The organism is Syntrophomonas curvata (assembly GCF_052976825.1).
Genome location: NZ_CM129641.1, coordinates 1,974,440 through 1,992,061 on the forward strand (window position 1 = coordinate 1,974,440; position 17,622 = coordinate 1,992,061).

The 17,622-nt window shown below is 47.7% G+C and carries 21 protein-coding genes, 1 rRNA gene and 1 riboswitch; of the genes, 12 read left to right on the forward strand and 10 right to left on the reverse strand.

Going from position 1 to position 17,622, the window contains the following annotated elements; all coding sequences use genetic code 11:
* Window positions 1-49 precede the first annotated feature (49 nt).
* From ACU70B_RS08785 to pgeF, 3 genes are read right to left on the reverse strand one after another with little or no spacing between them, the layout of a single operon-like run.
* Entirely contained in the window at window positions 50-1,087 is a 1,038-nt protein-coding gene (locus ACU70B_RS08785; RefSeq protein WP_447183191.1) for a sensor histidine kinase, read from the reverse strand.
* 12 nt (window positions 1,088-1,099) lie between these two features.
* Window positions 1,100-1,819 (reverse strand): response regulator, encoded by a 720-nt coding sequence (locus ACU70B_RS08790; protein ID WP_447183192.1) that lies wholly within the window; start codon window positions 1,817-1,819, stop codon window positions 1,100-1,102.
* 12 nt (window positions 1,820-1,831) lie between these two features.
* Window positions 1,832-2,569 (reverse strand): peptidoglycan editing factor PgeF, encoded by a 738-nt coding sequence (gene pgeF, locus ACU70B_RS08795; protein WP_447185739.1) that lies wholly within the window; start codon window positions 2,567-2,569, stop codon window positions 1,832-1,834.
* 131 nt (window positions 2,570-2,700) lie between these two features.
* Between pgeF and ACU70B_RS08800 the strand changes: the two genes are divergently transcribed.
* Both ACU70B_RS08800 and ACU70B_RS08805 read left to right on the forward strand, forming a co-directional pair.
* Window positions 2,701-2,985, forward strand: a complete 285-nt coding sequence (locus ACU70B_RS08800) for a hypothetical protein (RefSeq protein WP_447183193.1) — start codon at window positions 2,701-2,703, stop codon at window positions 2,983-2,985.
* A 7-nt stretch (window positions 2,986-2,992) separates the two neighbouring features.
* The gene (locus ACU70B_RS08805; RefSeq protein ID WP_447183194.1) at window positions 2,993-3,829 is read left to right on the forward strand and encodes a helix-turn-helix domain-containing protein; all 837 of its coding nucleotides are present in this window, start codon (window positions 2,993-2,995) and stop codon (window positions 3,827-3,829) included.
* Window positions 3,830-3,855: 26 nt separating this feature from the next.
* On the opposite strand, the gene nrdR is transcribed toward ACU70B_RS08805, so the two are convergent.
* Together nrdR and ACU70B_RS08815 are read right to left on the reverse strand one after the other, a co-directional pair.
* A complete protein-coding gene (nrdR, locus tag ACU70B_RS08810; protein ID WP_447183195.1) occupies window positions 3,856-4,308 on the reverse strand; it encodes a transcriptional regulator NrdR in 453 nt (150 codons plus the stop codon).
* 136 nt (window positions 4,309-4,444) lie between these two features.
* Window positions 4,445-4,738: a YlmC/YmxH family sporulation protein gene (locus ACU70B_RS08815; protein WP_447183196.1), complete on the reverse strand. Its 294-nt coding sequence runs from the start codon at window positions 4,736-4,738 to the stop codon at window positions 4,445-4,447.
* A 327-nt stretch (window positions 4,739-5,065) separates the two neighbouring features.
* Here ACU70B_RS08815 and flgG point away from each other — a divergent pair, with 327 nt between their 5' ends.
* From flgG to ACU70B_RS08830, 3 genes are all read left to right on the forward strand, one after another.
* The gene (gene flgG, locus ACU70B_RS08820) at window positions 5,066-5,854 is read left to right on the forward strand and encodes a flagellar basal-body rod protein FlgG (RefSeq protein ID WP_447183197.1); all 789 of its coding nucleotides are present in this window, start codon (window positions 5,066-5,068) and stop codon (window positions 5,852-5,854) included.
* A 6-nt stretch (window positions 5,855-5,860) separates the two neighbouring features.
* Complete coding sequence (locus ACU70B_RS08825) at window positions 5,861-6,244, forward strand: rod-binding protein (RefSeq protein WP_447183198.1); 384 nt, start codon at window positions 5,861-5,863, stop codon at window positions 6,242-6,244.
* Window positions 6,245-6,360: 116 nt separating this feature from the next.
* Window positions 6,361-6,720 (forward strand): GerW family sporulation protein, encoded by a 360-nt coding sequence (locus ACU70B_RS08830; RefSeq protein ID WP_447183199.1) that lies wholly within the window; start codon window positions 6,361-6,363, stop codon window positions 6,718-6,720.
* A gap of 58 nt (window positions 6,721-6,778) precedes the next feature.
* Here the strand turns inward: ACU70B_RS08830 and ACU70B_RS08835 are convergent, their stop codons facing one another.
* Together ACU70B_RS08835 and ACU70B_RS08840 are read right to left on the reverse strand one after the other, a co-directional pair.
* Complete coding sequence (locus tag ACU70B_RS08835; RefSeq protein WP_447183200.1) at window positions 6,779-7,720, reverse strand: anti-sigma-I factor RsgI family protein; 942 nt, start codon at window positions 7,718-7,720, stop codon at window positions 6,779-6,781.
* Between the two features lie 16 nt (window positions 7,721-7,736).
* Window positions 7,737-8,441 (reverse strand): sigma factor, encoded by a 705-nt coding sequence (locus ACU70B_RS08840; protein WP_447183201.1) that lies wholly within the window; start codon window positions 8,439-8,441, stop codon window positions 7,737-7,739.
* A 305-nt stretch (window positions 8,442-8,746) separates the two neighbouring features.
* Window positions 8,747-8,887, forward strand: a riboswitch (molybdenum cofactor riboswitch).
* A gap of 279 nt (window positions 8,888-9,166) precedes the next feature.
* Here ACU70B_RS08840 and ACU70B_RS08845 point away from each other — a divergent pair.
* From ACU70B_RS08845 to ACU70B_RS08865, 5 genes are all read left to right on the forward strand, one after another.
* Window positions 9,167-9,610 (forward strand): NADH-quinone oxidoreductase subunit NuoE family protein, encoded by a 444-nt coding sequence (locus ACU70B_RS08845; protein ID WP_447183202.1) that lies wholly within the window; start codon window positions 9,167-9,169, stop codon window positions 9,608-9,610.
* Window positions 9,611-9,682: 72 nt separating this feature from the next.
* A complete protein-coding gene (gene nuoF / locus ACU70B_RS08850; protein ID WP_447183203.1) occupies window positions 9,683-10,906 on the forward strand; it encodes an NADH-quinone oxidoreductase subunit NuoF in 1,224 nt (407 codons plus the stop codon).
* Between the two features lie 23 nt (window positions 10,907-10,929).
* Entirely contained in the window at window positions 10,930-12,654 is a 1,725-nt protein-coding gene (locus ACU70B_RS08855) for an NADH-dependent [FeFe] hydrogenase, group A6 (protein WP_447183204.1), read from the forward strand.
* Between the two features lie 248 nt (window positions 12,655-12,902).
* Window positions 12,903-13,478, forward strand: a complete 576-nt coding sequence (locus tag ACU70B_RS08860; RefSeq protein ID WP_447183205.1) for a DUF4489 domain-containing protein — start codon at window positions 12,903-12,905, stop codon at window positions 13,476-13,478.
* 148 nt (window positions 13,479-13,626) lie between these two features.
* A complete protein-coding gene (locus ACU70B_RS08865; protein WP_447183206.1) occupies window positions 13,627-14,307 on the forward strand; it encodes a hypothetical protein in 681 nt (226 codons plus the stop codon).
* 113 nt (window positions 14,308-14,420) lie between these two features.
* On the opposite strand, the gene ACU70B_RS08870 is transcribed toward ACU70B_RS08865, so the two are convergent.
* Entirely contained in the window at window positions 14,421-15,071 is a 651-nt protein-coding gene (locus ACU70B_RS08870; protein ID WP_447183207.1) for a hypothetical protein, read from the reverse strand.
* A 353-nt stretch (window positions 15,072-15,424) separates the two neighbouring features.
* Here ACU70B_RS08870 and sppA point away from each other — a divergent pair, with 353 nt between their 5' ends.
* Window positions 15,425-16,417, forward strand: coding sequence for a signal peptide peptidase SppA (gene sppA / locus ACU70B_RS08875; protein ID WP_447183208.1), 993 nt, complete (start codon window positions 15,425-15,427; stop codon window positions 16,415-16,417).
* A 17-nt stretch (window positions 16,418-16,434) separates the two neighbouring features.
* A complete protein-coding gene (locus ACU70B_RS08880) occupies window positions 16,435-17,040 on the forward strand; it encodes an RDD family protein (RefSeq protein ID WP_447183209.1) in 606 nt (201 codons plus the stop codon).
* On the opposite strand, the gene ACU70B_RS08885 is transcribed toward ACU70B_RS08880, so the two are convergent.
* Both ACU70B_RS08885 and rrf read right to left on the reverse strand, forming a co-directional pair.
* A complete protein-coding gene (locus ACU70B_RS08885) occupies window positions 17,037-17,294 on the reverse strand; it encodes a hypothetical protein (protein ID WP_447183210.1) in 258 nt (85 codons plus the stop codon). The genes ACU70B_RS08880 and ACU70B_RS08885 overlap by 4 nt on opposite strands.
* Window positions 17,286-17,398 (reverse strand): 5S ribosomal RNA (gene rrf / locus ACU70B_RS08890). The genes ACU70B_RS08885 and rrf overlap by 9 nt, the downstream gene beginning before the upstream one ends.
* Window positions 17,399-17,622 lie beyond the last annotated feature (224 nt).

Here is a 17,622-nt window from a genome sequence, read left to right on the forward strand (position 1 = left end):
TCCCTCTGTCCGGGCGTAATTTATTAATATGTCCCGTCAGCAAGCTGGTCTATACCACCAGGAAACTGACCCCAAAGGTCGATCCCCGGCCTACTTCGCTTTCCACAAACACCTCTCCGCCGTGGGATTCCACAATGTGTTTGACTATGGCCAGACCCAGCCCTGTTCCCCCCTGATGCCGCGAGCGCGCCTTGTCCACCCGGTAAAAACGCTCAAAAACCCGGGGCAGGCTTTCGTGGGGTATGCCCATGCCGGTATCGGTAAAGGTGGTGATGACACGGCTGTCCCTCTGGCGGGACCGTATTATGATTTTTCCCTGCCGGGGCGTGTATTTTATGGCATTATCGAGCAGGTTAATGAGAACCTGATTAAGCAAATCTTCATCCGCCAGTATCAATGATAGCTGAGCGTCACAGATAAACTCCACATGCAGAGATTTTTCACTGATTTGCGGGCCCAAAATATTCATCACACTACGGATGGAGCGTATCAAACACACCGGTTTGGGATTGATAATCCGTTCCTTGGATTCTATGGAAGACAAGCTCAGCAGATCCTCTATCAGCCGGCTTAAACGCTCCGTTTCCGCATCAATTATGCTTAAGAAACGGCGGCAGATAGCACTGTTCTCCATAGCTCCATCGAGCAGGGTTTCGACAAAGCCTTTGATCGAAGTCAGGGGTGTGCGCAATTCATGGGAAACATTACCGACGAATTCGGATCTCATCTGGTCAAAGTTTCTGGCGTCGGTAACATCCCGGAATACGGCTACTGCCCCCTCAATCTCCCTGGCATCGTTCTTAATCGGCATCACATGCACCCGGTATATCTGGGTCCGTGGCTGTATTACGGTCTCGGCAAAGACTTCATTGCCCCGCATTAAGACTTCTTCAATCATGGCGAAGATGTCGTCATCGCCGATTTCCAACATGGTTTTGCCCTCAAGCCCCCCTTCCCGTACCAGAAAGAGGTTCTCGGCTGCCTTGTTGGCCATAATTATATGTCCTTTGCCGTCAAAGGTGATTATGCCATCCATCAGGCTGGCCATAATGGCGTCTATATGCTTGTTGTCCAATACCGCTACCATAAAATACACCCTCTAAGCATTTGTACGTCCTTCGATGAAACGGTAACCTACACCCCTGACGGTTTCAATATAAACCGGGAAGCTGGAGTCGTCTTTCAGCTTCTGGCGCAAGTGCCGGATGTGCACGTCAACGGTGCGGGTATCTCCTGAAAATTCATAGCCCCAGACCTTTTCCAACAATGCCTCCCGGGTAAATACCTTACCCGGATTGGATGTCATCAAAGTCAATAATTCAAATTCTTTCGGAGTTAATTCCAGTTTGTCTTCGCCCATAAAGGCTTCGTACTTGTCCGGTATGACTATTAAATCCTTGACTACGTATATCTTCTTGCCAATAGCCTTTTCAGCTTCCAGTATCTTCAGGGCCCGTAAGCGGGCTTTAACTCTTGCTACCATTTCTCTGGGGCTGAAGGGCTTTTTAATATAGTCGTCAGCTCCCATCTCCAAGCCCAGTACGGTATCAAATTCCTCTCCTTTGGCGGTGAGCATTATGATGGGAATGGTGTTGTAACTGGGATCTTGTTTTAAAGTCCTGCACACCTGCAGACCATCGATATTGGGCAGCATAATATCCAGCAGAATAAGATCCGGGCTTTCAGATTTCACCATTTCCAAGGCGTTTAAGCCATCATAGGCTACTATGACCCGAAAACCGTCTTTCTCCAGGTTGAACTTGACCAGTTCAACAATATAGGTCTCATCATCAACTACAAGCACTTTAGGGCTGTGCACAGGTATATCACCTCAATAATCCAAAGCAATTACTGCTGCCATCCGACCGGTTTTCCCCTGATCCCGGCGGTAGGAGAAAAAACTTTCCCGGTTGCAGGCGGTACAAAGGTTACATTCTATTATATTATCCGGCTTTACACCAATTTCCTGCAGGATAAGCCGGTTGGTAAGGTGTAAATCCCAGGTATAACCCTTCCGTCCGCAGTTAAGTATTCCATCCAGCCCAACAAATTCCTCTTTTACCCGATGAGCCAGATCTTCGCCGATATAAAAACAACATCTACCGATACCGGGGCCGATAAAAGCCTCCACATGGCGGGGCGAACTGCCAAACTCCTTTTCCATCACCCTAAGAGTCTCACCGGCAATACGCCCCATGGTCCCCTTCCAACCGCTGTGGGCAATCGCTACCACCCGCTGCAGCGGGTCAAAAAGATATACCGGAATACAATCAGCATAGAACGTGGTGAGCATTATACCCGGAGTTGCGCAAACCATGGCATCAACCCCGGCCAGCCCGCCGCTCTTATCTATGGCCCCCCGTCCCTGCTCCCCTTTACCTACAACAGCGACAACATTACCATGTATCTGCTCGCAGCATACCATATTTTCGAGTGTAAAAGCGAACAAATCCAGGTAACGGCTGCGATTTCCTATGACATTATTATAATTATCCCCCACATGTAAAGCCAGGTTCAGGCTGTCATAGGGTGCGAGGCTTATCCCCCCGGAGCGGGTGGAAAAACCCATGCTCACTCCCTGCCTCCGCCACCGGGGCAGGGTAATGTATTCTAGCCCTGCCTTACTTTCATAGGTGAAGCTGGTCATTTGTTATTGCCCCCTTTTTAGCTTAAAATATTACTTGCAGGAGGTGTTGGATAATGAGAACAAACCCGCTATACAGTCCGGAAGACGGTCATGGGGCTTGTGATTCTTCTACTGTTTCCTGGGCAAGTATTGCCAAAATTTATCCTCCCCAGGATCTCATCGTAAGCAGCATGCTCAAGTCTTGCGGCATACCCTTTAAGACCCAACGTCGGGAAGTATCTCAATTACCTGTCAGTATAGGACCGCTGGCAGAAGTTGAAATCTTTGTCCCCAACAACCTGGCTGATGAAGCCAGGGCCCTTATAGAAAGCACAGTCGAGGAAACGGAAAAGGAGTAGCCCTTATATGTTGACCATCAGCCAGGTTGCGGACCGGTACCGGATAAGCAACCGCCAGGTATACGATCTTGTCAATCACGGTTATCTGAATGTAGCCTCTGTGCACCGCCACGGCCAGCAAGGTATAAGCTATCTTTTTTCTGAACACGAACTTAACCAGTTGGATATTCCTTCCCTGCTGGCTGAAATAAAGGATAATCACCAGCCGGCAAGAAAGCATCGCCCGGGAAAAGCATCAGAATTCCGGAAATTATTCGGAGTAGTAAATTATTGCGACTCATTTATGGCTAATGTTGACAATTACCCGGAAAGCGCTGTTTTAAAAGCTTGCTTTTACCTTTTTCATGCCAACCATTATGCCAAGACCTATGCCGGGCACAGCGAGCGCCTTTACCGCCTGAAAAATCAGGTCTTAAGGAAAGCCTACCAGGAGAATCCCTCCTTGATTGACGCCCTTTACCTTTTGGGTCCGGACCGTCGTAAAATATGGCTTTGCGAGGATTGCCGGGATGCAGCCAGAACCTCGGGCATGTCCTACAACAATTATATAAGGAACGAATACTATTGTCCTAAGTGTACTGTACAATCGGTGATTAAAGAGTATTATTCCCTGGTAGAGTTCAGTATTCAGGTTCCTGATTATCGCTTCACCTTCCACCTGCCCCGCTCTTCCGCTCAACGCTGGATGCAGAACCTGGATGACCTGCCTCAAGATATAAGAAAAACCGGCCGCTATGATGATAAAATGTTTGTTTACGGCCGGCCTATCAGCCGGGTCGAGGAAAAGGTTTTCCCTTTGCCCATGGTGGAGGAGCAATTACGCCTGTATCTGGGTCAACAATAACGCCCCGGTTCAGGTTAGGTTTCAGGCTACTTGTTCTTTAGCTGTTCTATGGTCTTGATAAAACTGTTTAAGTCGCCGAATTGCCGGTATACCGAGGCAAAGCGCACATAGGCCACCTCGTCCAGGCTCTGCAGCCTGTCCATAATCTTCTCCCCAATAACCTTGCTGCTTACTTCCCGGTCAAAACTGTCCCGCAGTTCTCTTTCAATATCGGCAACCACCGTTTCAATATCTTCCATGCTTACAGGGCGTTTCTCACAAGCCTTGCTGATACCGTTCAGCAGTTTTTCCCGGTTGAATTGCTCCCGGTTTCCGCCTTTTTTTATAACCAGCAAAGGTCTTTCTTCCAAACGTTCATAGGTGGTAAAGCGTCTTTTGCAGGCAGTACATTCGCGGCGGCGGCGTATTGTACCGCCATCTTCACTGGCCCGGGAATCAATCACCCGGCTCTCATATTCCTGACAGTAAGGGCAGCGCATTAAACGTCACTCCTCTTTCAAAAGAGTATGATGCTGATATCTGCCCTTATTATGAACAAAAGCAGATATTTATTCAACATTCCCGGGTGCGGCCGCTTTGTTTATAATATACCCTTCACGGATTCCGGCGATATTTTTAGAAATTATCATCATCCAGCAAATACTCTTTGCGTTTGTAATCATCCATTTCCTGAAATACCGGTACCTCAACCAATATGACATCTCTGCCGATGCGGACAATTTTTTTCCAGGGTATAACGATTTCCTCCCGTTTGGCAAAGATAGAGAACCCCCGCAGGCGGCCGGGAAGAATAATAGCAACCACTTTCCCAACCTCCAAATCCAGTTCGATGTCGTAAATATGGCCCAGCTTTTTTCCGTCGAGAATATTTACCACGTCCCGGGCCCGCAAATCAGATATCCTGACCATTTTTTCCCACCCCTTAAATGAATAGAATACTCCTGGTGAATATTACTAATATATGAAAAGGGGTCATAAAACGTGACTACTATGTCCATTCCGGATCTTCCCATTTTCCTGTGAAAAAGAGAGCCTGATTGTGAAATTTTGTCGTCATCGTTCCAGGCCGGACGTTTTAGCCGTTCTTTTCCTAAACCTTTTCCTTCAGTAATACGATATACATCGGTAGTATGTTTACAATATAACGGGCTGGACTCAATCGGAGGAGCCCGGGCGGTATTGACTGACTGAAATACCGCAATGCAATCGTTCATTAAACAGAGGAGGAACGGCCGTATGATGAGGGCTCTTTTTACAGCAAGTACCGGTATGGGTGCTCAGCAGCTGAACATGGATACCCTGGCTCACAATATGTCCAATGTAAATACGGTTGGATTTAAGAAACAACGAGTCGAGTTTCAAGACCTGCTTTATCAAACCATCAGGAGACCTGCCGCCGACGAGAACCGCAATGAACCCGTCGGTTTAGCGGTTGGTCTGGGTGTAAGGCCCGCCGCTGTTAACACCCTTTTTACCCAGGGGAATCTTCAATCCACTCAAAACCCTCTTGACGTAGCCATCAGCGGACCGGGTTTTTTTGCCATTCAAGTGCCGGGCTACGAAGAACCTCTTTATACCAGAGATGGAGCTATAAAAGTAGACGGCAATCGTCAGTTGGTCACTGCTGACGGCAATCTATATTTGGGGCCGGAAGCTCTGGAAGAAAACTACACCGATCCGCGGGTAGCCGTTGACGGCACTGTCAGCTACATGCTTCCCGGTGAAACCGAACCTACCGTTGCCGGTGAACCTTTGCAGATATTTAAATTCAGTAATCCTGCCGGTTTGCAAAAAATAGGCAAAAACCTCTACCAGGCTACGGCCAACTCGGGAGAAGCCATGCAATGGGAGCCTGATTCCGACAATAGCATAGCCCTGCATTCGGAATACCTGGAGATGTCCAATGTACAGGTAGTTGAGGAAATGGTAAACCTTATTACTGCTCAGAGAGCCTACGAGTTCAACTCTAAAGTAATCCAGTCATCCGATGAGATGCTGCAGACTGCCGCCAACCTGCGGAGGTAATAAATAATGATGATTAACGGTACCGGGTTCATGCCCGCTCAAAAAATAACCGCTACCCCCTCCTATGGGGAAACCCTGGAAAAAAAAGATTTTTCCCGCTGTCTGGAATCTGCAATTAATGAGAAGAATAATAAGAAGCTTTACTCCGCCTGCCAGGAACTGGAGAGCGTGTTTTTAAATAAAGTGTTGGAATGCATGCGTCAAAGCGTTCCCCGGGGTGAATTTACGGGCCATAGCTTTGCCACCGATACTTTCGAGTCAATGCTTTATGCCGAGTACGCCCGCTCCATGAGTAAAACCGGATCATTAGGCATCGCTGATATACTTTATCGGCAATTAAGCGGCAATATCACTGCCCAAGCTCCGGTTCAGCCGGATGCCGATAAATAATTACTTAAGGCTTTTATTCAGAACAGGATTTATATTCGCTATATTTGGCGGTTTCTCGCGCAGGTATAGCGATTCTGTTTTATCAGGAGCGGGTACTATTGTTTGGGAGGAAACTTATGAAGCTGAGCTCAGAGCTGGAAGCCCTGTTCGATAATATCAAGCTGTTTTCCCGCAGCGAAAGCTTTATCGGCAAGCCGATCAGGGTAGAAAATATTACCCTGATCCCTATCCTCAGTCTGTCATTCGGAGCCGGCGGCGGTGCCGCCGGCAGCGCCGCAGCTAACGGTTCCGGTGCTGGCGCCGGAGGCAAAATCTCCCCGGTAGCGCTGCTGGTGATAAAGGATGAAGAGACACGACTGTTTTCTCTTAGTGGTCAAGGTAATCTGCAGGAGATCTCCGGGCTGATGCCGGAGATAATATCGTCATCTAAAAACCCGGTGATGAATCCTCAGTCAGATAAGACGACGGCTACATGATTATCAGAAAATAACCATAGATTACACAGATTTATTTTTTACAGTGGCAGCAAGCTTTTCAGCTGTTCCCTTTTTTTTGATGCTTCGGTCCGCTGTCTTTTTCAGTTTTGGTTTTCTCTTGGGGCTCTGCACTTCGGCCGCCGCCTTTGCTGCTATTCTGCGAATCCATCTTTTGGTCTTTAGGGAGGGCCGATGCAGGTAAGCCGTTATCCCTCTTTTCATTATGCCCCTTTTCCGGATCAGCCATAAAATTGTTATCCTTAAACTCCGGGTTCCCGCCGCCTTCCTTTTTTTTCGGCTGATCTAACAAAAGCTGATTTACCTTATGCTCCTGCAGTTTCGGTTCCGGTTTGTTTTTTTCACCCTTAGGCGCACTATTCCCCGGTGTCTTCGAAGTCTGACCGGGAGGATGCTCATCAATCACTATCAGTTGGTTGCCTTTGCGGATAACCTTGGCGGCAGAAGGTCGGCCTTGCTGCCCGGCCACACTCTCTTTAAGAGTGGTATCGATAATTTTCAACAGCCTTTCTTCTCTTTGCTTGTCTTTTTGGTTCTTGACGGATAAGGATACACTAACCTGATTGTTTTCTCCCTTATCCCCGGCTGCCAACCCCGGCTCGCTTCCCCGCCTTTCGACTATCATATTTATCGCCTGATTCAGACTTTTCCCATTCAAGCTCAGGTCCTTCACCTCTGCTTTGGCATCAGTATTACTGGTTCTTACTGACACCACCCGATCCCAGCGATTCAGACCCAGATTGATTCCCGGGGATACGTTGGCCCTGGCCGTGACCGTAAAAAAGTCGAGACTGGTTAGGGTGATGAGAATAAAAACGGCCGCCACACTTGCATATTTTAACGCCGCATTGCTTTTTAACTGGTAAAGCTGCCCGGTTTGTAAGCGTTCCCGGGTTCTAACCCGTTTATAATCCCCGCCGGGGAGCAGCACTATGGCCCAGCCCTCTCCGGCTTCAAGCACCAGACCCTTTTCCTTGGCCATCCCTATTCTCCTTTCCCTATGACTCGATATAGGTTTTTAACAGCGGTAAATCATAAACTGCGACCAGAACGGCGGCAATGATGTATTTTCGATATCGGTCAGCAGTTTTCCGGTTTACGGCATACCTGCGCTCCAGTTCTTTTAGAGGCAGGGTTTTATTTTTCATCAACCAGGCGGTCATTTCCTCATCCCGGGCGATTTTCCAAGCGATAACCAGAGCTTTCTCCCGCGCTCTTATCTGCCTGGGCCCGCCCGCCACCAGGTCTTTAAAATCAATCTGGTAATCGCTCAGCAAACCTCTGAACCTATGTATCTCCTCCTGGCGGCTAAGGTCATCCAGGATTTCTTCCACCTGATTTTCACCGTCAAAATTGAAGTCGTCCAGCTGCGTTTCTTTTAAAAAAGAAAACGGCAGGGGGCGACGTTTTTCCTGGCGCTGATAATCAATAATGCGGCTCCGCACTACCCGGGCCAAATAGAGTAAAAAACTTCCCCGACCAGGTTCATATCTATCAAACGCTTCAATTATGGCCAGGCGGGCAATACTCGCTTCCTCGTCAAATTCATGTATATACTTGCCACAGGTTTTGGAGCTGACCCGCAGACAGAAAGGTATTATGCTGTCATATATATCGTTTAATACTTCCTTATTACCATAATGGTAGTCCCGCCAGGCAGTCTGCGCGATCGTCTCCAGTTCGCTGCTTCTGGATACCTGCATTTTGTTCCTCCCGAGGACTGTTTTATATTAAAGTCATTATAACCCTAAGCTTGCTTTGTCAGCGCACAGGCGATTTGCATTTGTGTTATTTTCCCAATCTATCCGCTATTCTTTTTGTTTATAAATACGAGGGCTTATGCTTAAAATCTGGGGTCGTCTTCAAAAATATCTCTGCCAAAGTTTTTTATAGGTGAAACAAAAATTTTTTATATTAAGGAGGAATTCGCGGAATAATTGCAGAATGCTTGTAATGAAGTAGGGGTTGGTAGATAAGCATTAGTGAAAATTTTAACAATTTTACAGTTTAATAACAATATCTTCGAGCCAATTGGCCTAAGGCTAAGTGCTATGGGCAATTGGCCGCTGGGTAAATTTTATGCCCTTAGGGTTCAAGGCGGAAACGCCTGCGCCTCCCATTTTCGGAAAGAAGATTAGGAAACATTAGGCAATTTAAAATTGGTTAATCATTATAATACCGCCTGGCCAAGGGTTTGGAGATGTATCGATATTCCCGTTGGTTAATTGCCGCTTGTCGGGTATGGTTGGGGTACGATTCAGCTCCAAAATTTATGCCAGGATCTTCTTCGGTTCCTGGCATTTTTCGAATTAGGGCTGGTCACTTCAAATACCCGCTACAGGTTATATGCCTTGTATTAGCTTAAATCGCGGCTTCCATTGCAGTTTTGGCTTTTCAAGCAATATCTGAGGAAAGGAGGGATATGGGGATGGATTATAAACAGATTATTGCCAGCTATGCGGATAAGCCTGGGGGGTTAATTGAGGCTTTTCATGCGGTACAGAAAGAATTCAGCTATGTGCCCGTCGAAGCTGTCGCTGAGGCAGCCAGAGTCTTTAATGTTCCTGCCAGCGCAGCCTACGGTGTAGCTACCTTTTACTCTATGTTTGCGGTAGAGTCCAGGGGTAAAAACGTAATTAGAATATGCGAAAGTGCGCCTTGCCATGTAGCAGGAGCCGCCGATGTTGTGGCAGCGCTGGAGAGAGAGCTGGGCATCAGAATGGGAGAGAGCACCTCAGATGGCCAGTTTGCTCTGGAGTATACTGAATGTGTCGGACAATGCCAGGCAACTCCCGTGATTACAATAAACGGCAAGCCCTATCTTGATGTAAGCCCGGGCAGGATACCATCCATTCTGGCAGAATACAAGTAGTCAATAAAAACCGGTACTAGCCATTGATTAGAAAGACTCAAGACTCCAAACATAAAGAAAGGAGGTCAAAAAATGGCCGAAGAGATGCGGATCGTATTGCGTAATTACGGCAAAATCGATCCTTTGAAAATCGAAGACTATATGGCCCAGGGGGGATATAAATCCCTGGAAAAAGCCAGCCGTATGGATAGAGAAGCGCTTATAGAAGAAGTCAAGAAATCCAATTTAAGAGGCCGGGGTGGTGCAGGCTTTAATTGCGGGCAAAAATGGTCTTTTGCTTACCGGGCCCCTGCTGATGAAAAATATGTGGTCTGCAATGCGGATGAAGGCGAACCCGGTACTTATAAAGACCGTTTGATTATGGAAAACGACCCTCACACCCTGATCGAAGGAATGGCGATTTGCGGTTATGCTATCGGAGCAAAACAAGGCTTTATATATCTGCGCGGGGAATATCCCCAGTTAATCGATATATTGAACAACGCCATCAGCCAGGCAAAAGCCAAAGGCGTACTGCAGGGATTTGACGTCGAGGTAAGAAGCGGAGCCGGGGCTTATGTCTGCGGTGAAGAAACTGCCCTGATTGAGTCGATCGAGGGCAAACGGGGTGAACCCCGTTTCAAGCCCCCTTATCCTCCATCCGAAGGTTTATGGATGAAACCGACCATAGTCAACAATGTTGAAACCTTTGCCAACATCCCGGTAATCCTTGAAAAAGGGGCCGAGTGGTATGCAGGCATCGGTGTTCCCTCCTACCCGGGAACCAAAGTATTTACTCTGACCGGGGATGTTAATAATAAAACCTTCTTTGAGGTACCAACCAATACTACCATCAGAGAAATCGTCTTCCAGTTCGGCGGCGGTATCCCGGGAGACAAGAAGTTTAAGGCCGTACAGATAGGCGGAACCTCCGGTGCATTTATACCCGATTCACTTCTGGATACGCCGGCGGCTTTTGACAATATGTCTGCTATAGGAGCTACGCTGGGCTCCGGAGCCGTTTTCGTACTTGACGAAAGCCGCGATATAGTAGATGTAACTACCCGTATTGCCAAGTTCTTTGAACACGAATCCTGTGGTAAATGCGCGCCCTGCCGGGAAGGCACCGCCCGCATGCACGAACTGATGGAATCGGTGAACAGCGGTAATGGCAGTTTAAGCGACATTGCACTTATGCAAAAACTGGGCGATGTCATGTCTATTGCCTGCCTCTGCGGTCTGGGGCAGGCAGCACCGGCGCCGGTACTCACCACCATCAAACACTTTGCAGCCGACTATAATGCCAAGTTGATGTAGGAAAGAGCGAAGGAGGGAATATAATGGTTAACTTAACGATAGACGGAATCCAAGTATCCGTTCCCGAAGGCTCAACCATCCTGCAGGCAGCTAAAGAAGTCGGTGTCAAAATTCCTACACTCTGTTATCATCCGGACCAGGCAGTAAAAGCCAACTGCCGGGTATGCGTATGTGAAGTTGAAGGAAGCAGACTTCTCCAAGCCGCCTGTGCGCAGCCGGTAATGGAAGGAATGGTTGTTAAAACCCGCACCCCCAAGGTAATAGAAGCCAGAAAAACCATACTGGAATTAATTCTGGCTCATCATCCCCAGGATTGTTTGAATTGTATCCGCAACGGCAACTGCGAGCTGCAGGACCTGGCCAATGAGTACTTCATCCGTGACAACCCATTTACCCTGAAGGTAAGAGGCCTGGAGAAAGACTACTCTACCCCGTCCATATTCAGAGACCCTGACAAGTGCGTACTCTGCCGCCGCTGCATCGATGCCTGCTCGGTAGTCCAAAGTGTAAACGCCCTGGGTCTGGAAAGCCGTGGAGTTCACTCCATGGTAGTACCGACCATGGGTGGTGACCTGATGGACAGCCCCTGTGTCATGTGCGGTCAGTGCGTCCATGCCTGCCCGGTGGGAGCTATTGGTGAAGTTGAAGAAATTGACAAGCTGCTGGCAGCCATTGCCGACCCGGATAAAATTGTTGTGACTCAGATTGCTCCTGCAGTAAGAACTGCTATTGGTGAAGAAGTGGGCATGAAGACGGGCGATATGCCCATGGAAGTCTTTGTAGCCGGACTAAGACAAATCGGTTTTGATCATGTGCTGCATACTAACTTTACTGCCGACCTGACCATTCTGGAAGAAGGCAACGAACTCTTAAAACGTCTTAAAGAAGGCGGCACCCTACCCATGTTTACCTCCTGCAGCCCGGGCTGGATCAACTTCTGTGAGACTTTTTACCCCGACCTTTTAGACAATCTGTCGACCTGTAAATCACCGCAGCAGATGTTTGGCTCGCTGGTAAAGACCTATTGGGCGGACAAGATGGGTATTGACCCGGCCAGGATCTATTCCGTATCCATCATGCCCTGTACCGCTAAAAAGTTCGAGGCCTCCAGGCCGGAAATGAACGCCAGCGGCTACCAGGATGTAGACCTGGTCTTAACCACCAGGGAAATAGGACGCCTGTTCCGGATGAGCGGAATAGACTTCGATAAATTGGCTGCATCCAGCTTTGATTCCTGGATGGGAGCCTATACCGGTGCCGCCGTTATCTTCGGAGCATCCGGCGGAGTTATGGAAGCAGCCTTAAGAACGGTTTACGAAGTGGTAACCGGCCAGACTCTGGAGAACGTCAACTTCGAGGTTACCCGCGGTATTACCGGCGTCAAGGAAGCGGAAGTTGACTTGAGCGGTACCAAGGTAAAGGTGGCTATAGCCAACGGCCTGTCCAATGCCCGCAAACTGATGGATCAGGTCAGAGCAGGCGAGTCTCCTTACCACTTTATAGAAATCATGGCCTGTCCCGGCGGTTGTATTGGCGGCGGCGGACAGCCAATCACCAAAGTCAATGCCAAACGGGTGGAGCGCATTGAAAGCATCTACGTGGAAGATGAGAATTGCGCCATCAGGAAATCCCACGAAAATCCGGAAGTCAAGACTCTCTATGATGAGTTCCTGCATGAGCCCCTGGGACACAAATCCCATGAACTGCTGCATACTCATTATCATGCCAAGAATAAAAAATATCTGTAAATATGCACTAACTCCGGTTAGTTAATTGCATATCTCATTCACTCTCTTTTTATAGACTCTTTTACAGGGTCTATTTTTTTTGGTTTGTCATGGGGACGGGATTACTGCTAATGTAACACCTTCGGTATCCAGAGAATACTATATGGTAGGCCATGGTATTTTATCCCTCAAATAACCACTATTAACAATTGCCGAATAACTGCATTGGGATCTGGTCTGTGGCTATAACATTATAGGAGGTATTGTTAATGTCTACCTACAAGATGAATTGCGCCTGCCCGCCGCCAGGTAATGTCAATCAAACCATATTAGCCTGCGGGAGCGGAACCGGGGTCGTTTTGCCTGATCATAGCGAATCCAATTCCCAGTTGTTCAATCCCTATGTTGTTGCCAGTGTCGCTATAGACACCAGAACGCTGGTTCGTCCAACAGTAAAGATTGATTTTTCCAGTCTGATTACCTTTAAGGAAGCGGATTATTACCCCAGCGACCTGCGACTTACTTTTCAGTTAATCAAGGTCTGTGAAAACGGGGCCAGGGTAGCCCTTGGCACTTGGAATTACGAGCGCTTTATAGAAGTTCACGGTGGTTTATGCGTCAGAAATGCCGAAGCAGCGCCGTCTGTTAACAGTGGACATTTTACCAGGATTGAAACAGTTGACTCTTTTGGTTTTACTTTCTGTGAATGCCAGGATTGTCCGGGTTGCTGCCATTATGTGGTGGAAATAATCAACGCCGAAACCAACAATGTTGATCATCCCGCTGTCAGCAACGGCGCCATTACCGCCCTGGCCGTAGGGCCTTTGGCACACTGGGATGATTAAAAGCTGATTTTCCTCCCAAATCTTAACATCCCTGGGATGCGAATTCGCCCCAGGGGTGTTTTTTTATAAATATAGAGCTAATAACCTTTCTCTTAATTTGGCATATATTTAACAGAAACAGGCTTAAAAACAGAAGGGAGGTGATATAATGCTGACCTTTAATCATACGCCATATATCAGAATTCGCCCGGCAAAGTGCAGAATTGATGCCAGCAACCCTCCGGGCAGGTACAATGATTATAACAACTTCGATGAAATGAATGTTCAGGGATTTATTGATGCGGCATGGCCGGAAGATGAAGGTAATGATCCAATTAACGAATATATCTTCGCTAACGAGGAAATTCAGTTCAGTCCCGATTCTGATTATTCCGCCGACGCTGATGAGCCGGACGCAGGCTTCGATGAGGATTATTCCGCCGACGCTGATGAGCCGGACGCAGGCTTCGATGAGGATTATTCCGCCGACGCTGATGAGCCGGATGCAGACTTCGATGAGGATTATTCCGCCGACGCTGATGAGCCGGATGCAGGCTTCGATGAGGATTACTCCGCCGACGCTGATGAGCCGGATGCAGGCTTCGATGAGGATTATTCCGCTGACGCTGATGAGTCGGATGCAGACTTCGATGAGGATTATTACGCCGACGCTGATTCTGGCCAGGAAATAGGACATATCCATTCGGGCCTGAGTGATTACAATCATAATCACAATGATTGTACCGAGGAGCCTATAAACCTGTTAAATCTGGTACCAACCCTTTACTGGAACTATCCGTATATACGCCCGGGACATCGGGTGCATAGGCAAAATCATTACCTGAGGTGATATTATATTTGAAAAACGGGACGAAAAATTAATTCGTCCCGTTTTTTGACGCAGGGTCAATTCATAATTGCCTGTGCTCCATATCTTATAAAAATTCTAAACCGAATTTTTTATTATCTCCGGCGGCAGTCACAATCCGGAATTTCGGTTTCTTGAAACTCATGTTTTACCGTTACTCCACCAAAGGGCTTAGCTGCCAGAACAACCAGATTCTCTTCTTTCCAGAGTTTGTCAACAATGTTGCCATGGATGTGAACATAACCGTCCTTAAGCTCACAGTCAAGATCAATTACGACAGAGGAACCATCAATTAGGCGCAAGTAACCGCATAAATCATCTCCGGTCACCTGACGCCAGCCCTTAAAGGTATAAAAAGTCGTAATATCGGTTTCTTCTTGACATTGCCAGACCAGATAACATTTTCTCTCCGGCCTGCCGGGCACAGTTCCCACTACCACTACATCATACTTGATTTTCATGTGGATATAAGAACAGTCTCTGAGCTTTTCCTCAGTGCATTTTACGACTACGTAGGATTCCTCAGGGGAAAAGGCTAATTCCCGGGGATCGGGCAATTCCAGGCAAAAGTCCATCTTATTCTGGTAGATCAGGCGAACATCCTGAACGCAAATATCATGGAAACAGATATCTTCACATCTAATGTATCCATTTTTCCAGGCAGGAAGGTTGTACATTTCTGCAATCCAGGACCGGAAATCGCTTCCCGGGGGAGCTATATCACACATATCAAAAGAGCCAGTCACCGCTTACCCCTCCTTCATGTTCGGATTCACCATAGGTTTCCAGCATACGGCAAGGGCCATGCCGCACAGATTAAGAAGGGGTACGGGCCTTTCGGGTTACCCCTCCCGAGGCAAATTGCTTTATTTAACAGACGGATTTATCTCTTTTAATATCATATACAATCCGCAGGAATATGGTTACAAAAGGCAAACGAGGTTTGTCACCCCACTGCCAAGGTGCCCTTAAAAGGGCATTTTTTCTTGTCGGCTGCAAGAAGTTTAAAAGGCTGCTTGATAAAAAAAAGCTAATAGCAGTTCCTTTACTATATAATGTTAATATCGCCTAATGCATTTTTAGGAAAGGATTGATGGGAATGAAGAAGAAAAGATGGTGGGCATTGGCTATATTCGTGCTATTGCTGATAGTATGGGTATCCGGCTCCACCAGGGTCAAACCCGACGAGACCGCGGGCCCGAACCTGCTCAGTTATTTGAATGATAAGGAAGCCAGGCAACTGCTTACCCAGGTCTACCGGGAGGGGGATGGGGAAACCCTGGCCTTGGTTAAGCTGGAAGGAATAATAATTGATAACCCTGCTAACAGTGCTTATCTGAACACTCCATATAATCATAAGTTATTATTAAAACAACTGGAAGCGGCTTTTTCCCGTGAAGACATAAAAGGCGTCATACTACAGGTTAATTCACCCGGAGGCGGTGTTTATGAAAGCGATGAGATTTACAACCGGATTTCGGAGTTGAAAGCTCGGTACAAAAAACCAGTAGTGGTATATATGAGCCAGGAAGCTGCATCAGGGGGTTATTATGTTTCCATGGCCGCCGATAAGATATACGCCAACCGTAACACCCTGACCGGTTCAATCGGCGTTATTCTGAGGACATATAATTACCAGCAGTTGGCTGATAAAATCGGGGTAAAGGATGTAACCTTCAAAAGCGGTGAGCAAAAGGACCTTTTAAACCCTATGCGGCCTATTAATAACGAGGAACAGGTTATTATGCAAAGTGTGGTGGACGAAAGCTACGGCTATTTTGTTGATGTAGTAGCTGAAGGCAGACATATGGATAGGAATCAGGTCCTGCAATTAGCAGACGGTCGGATTTATACCGCAACCCAGGCCCAAAAATTGGGGCTGGTAGACGAGGTCGGCTACCTTGAGCAAGCAATCGCCGGTGCTGCCAAATTGGCTAATACCAGCAATCCAACGGTTCTATTGTTCAAAAATCCGGGGCCTGACTTTCTGAGCTGGCTTAGCTCCATGAAATCTCCTGCTTTTGACCTTCTCGGTTTGAAGCAAGAAATAGAGCAGCAGATGATGCCCGCACTTATGTATATTGCTAATTGAGGGGGGTTTATTGCAAGATGGCAGACTATGATGAAAATATCCCAACCCGTGAACATGAAAAAGGAAACCGGACCGATGAAAAAAGCGATTCAACCGGTAATGGGGATAATCCCGGCATTGCAGCTGCACCGGCTGTTTCAGAATCATGCACGGATCACAGCTTAACTTTATATCCCGTAGCCGGTTTCTGGATTCGCCTGCTGGCCTTTTCCATTGATTTATTGATTGTCACCGGTTTAAATTCATTGCTATGGAACTTTTTATTGCCGACTGAAGCCGGTATATCACTCTTTCATAAAATTATAAATGTGAATTCCCTATTCTTAGGCATCACCGGTTCTGTCTATTTTATACTTATGACCCGCTATTTTCAGCAGACCCTGGGTAAAATGATTGTTGGCATTAAGGTGATACAGCGCAGCGGAGAACCATTAAGCTGGGTCACTGTAATCTTTCGTGAGCTGGTGGCCCGCAGCCTATCCCAACTCATGGGCCTTAACCTGGGTTATATAGTGTGCTGGTTCAATCCGGGAAAACGTTGCGTACATGATTACCTGAGTGATACCTGGGTGGTGTATGAAAACCCTGACTCCCGCCCCCGCTGCATATCGGTTCCGTCTTAACTGCCCAACAAGGTGAAGGGAGCTTTTAACACCTCTTCACCTTCGATAAATCCAGGAAACACAAATCCTGCAGCCTTAACCAGTGAAGCAAAGCGGAACATAAGCAGTCCCCATCCACCTGGCAACGACGCCCTCGCCCAATGCCGCCGAAAAGAAGCCCGCGGGGCAGGACTGGCGGCGCCCGCAGCGGGAGGCTGGAAAAAGAAAGACTCTGCCGATGCAGAGTCTTTCCAGAAAAAATCAAATCCTGGCAACGTCCTACTCTCCCACAGGATTCTGCAGTACCATCGGCGCTGGAGAGCTTAACTTCCGTGTTCGGGATGGGAACGGGTGTGGCCTCTCCGCCATTGTCACCAGGAAATATGATTACGTATTAAGTTTTGCTTAGATTAACCTGTCTGCCGAGTTTTGACTTACGTATGGCGGAGACCGCCATTGCGAGCCGACGATATCTCGGCGAGTGTCGATGGATCGAAGCCGTTAGGCTGAGCATCGACGCACCAGGAAATATGATTACTTGTTTGGTTTTTGTTTCAGTTCCCTGGCCCATGACCTCTGGGTCAGGATGTGATAGCCCGGCAT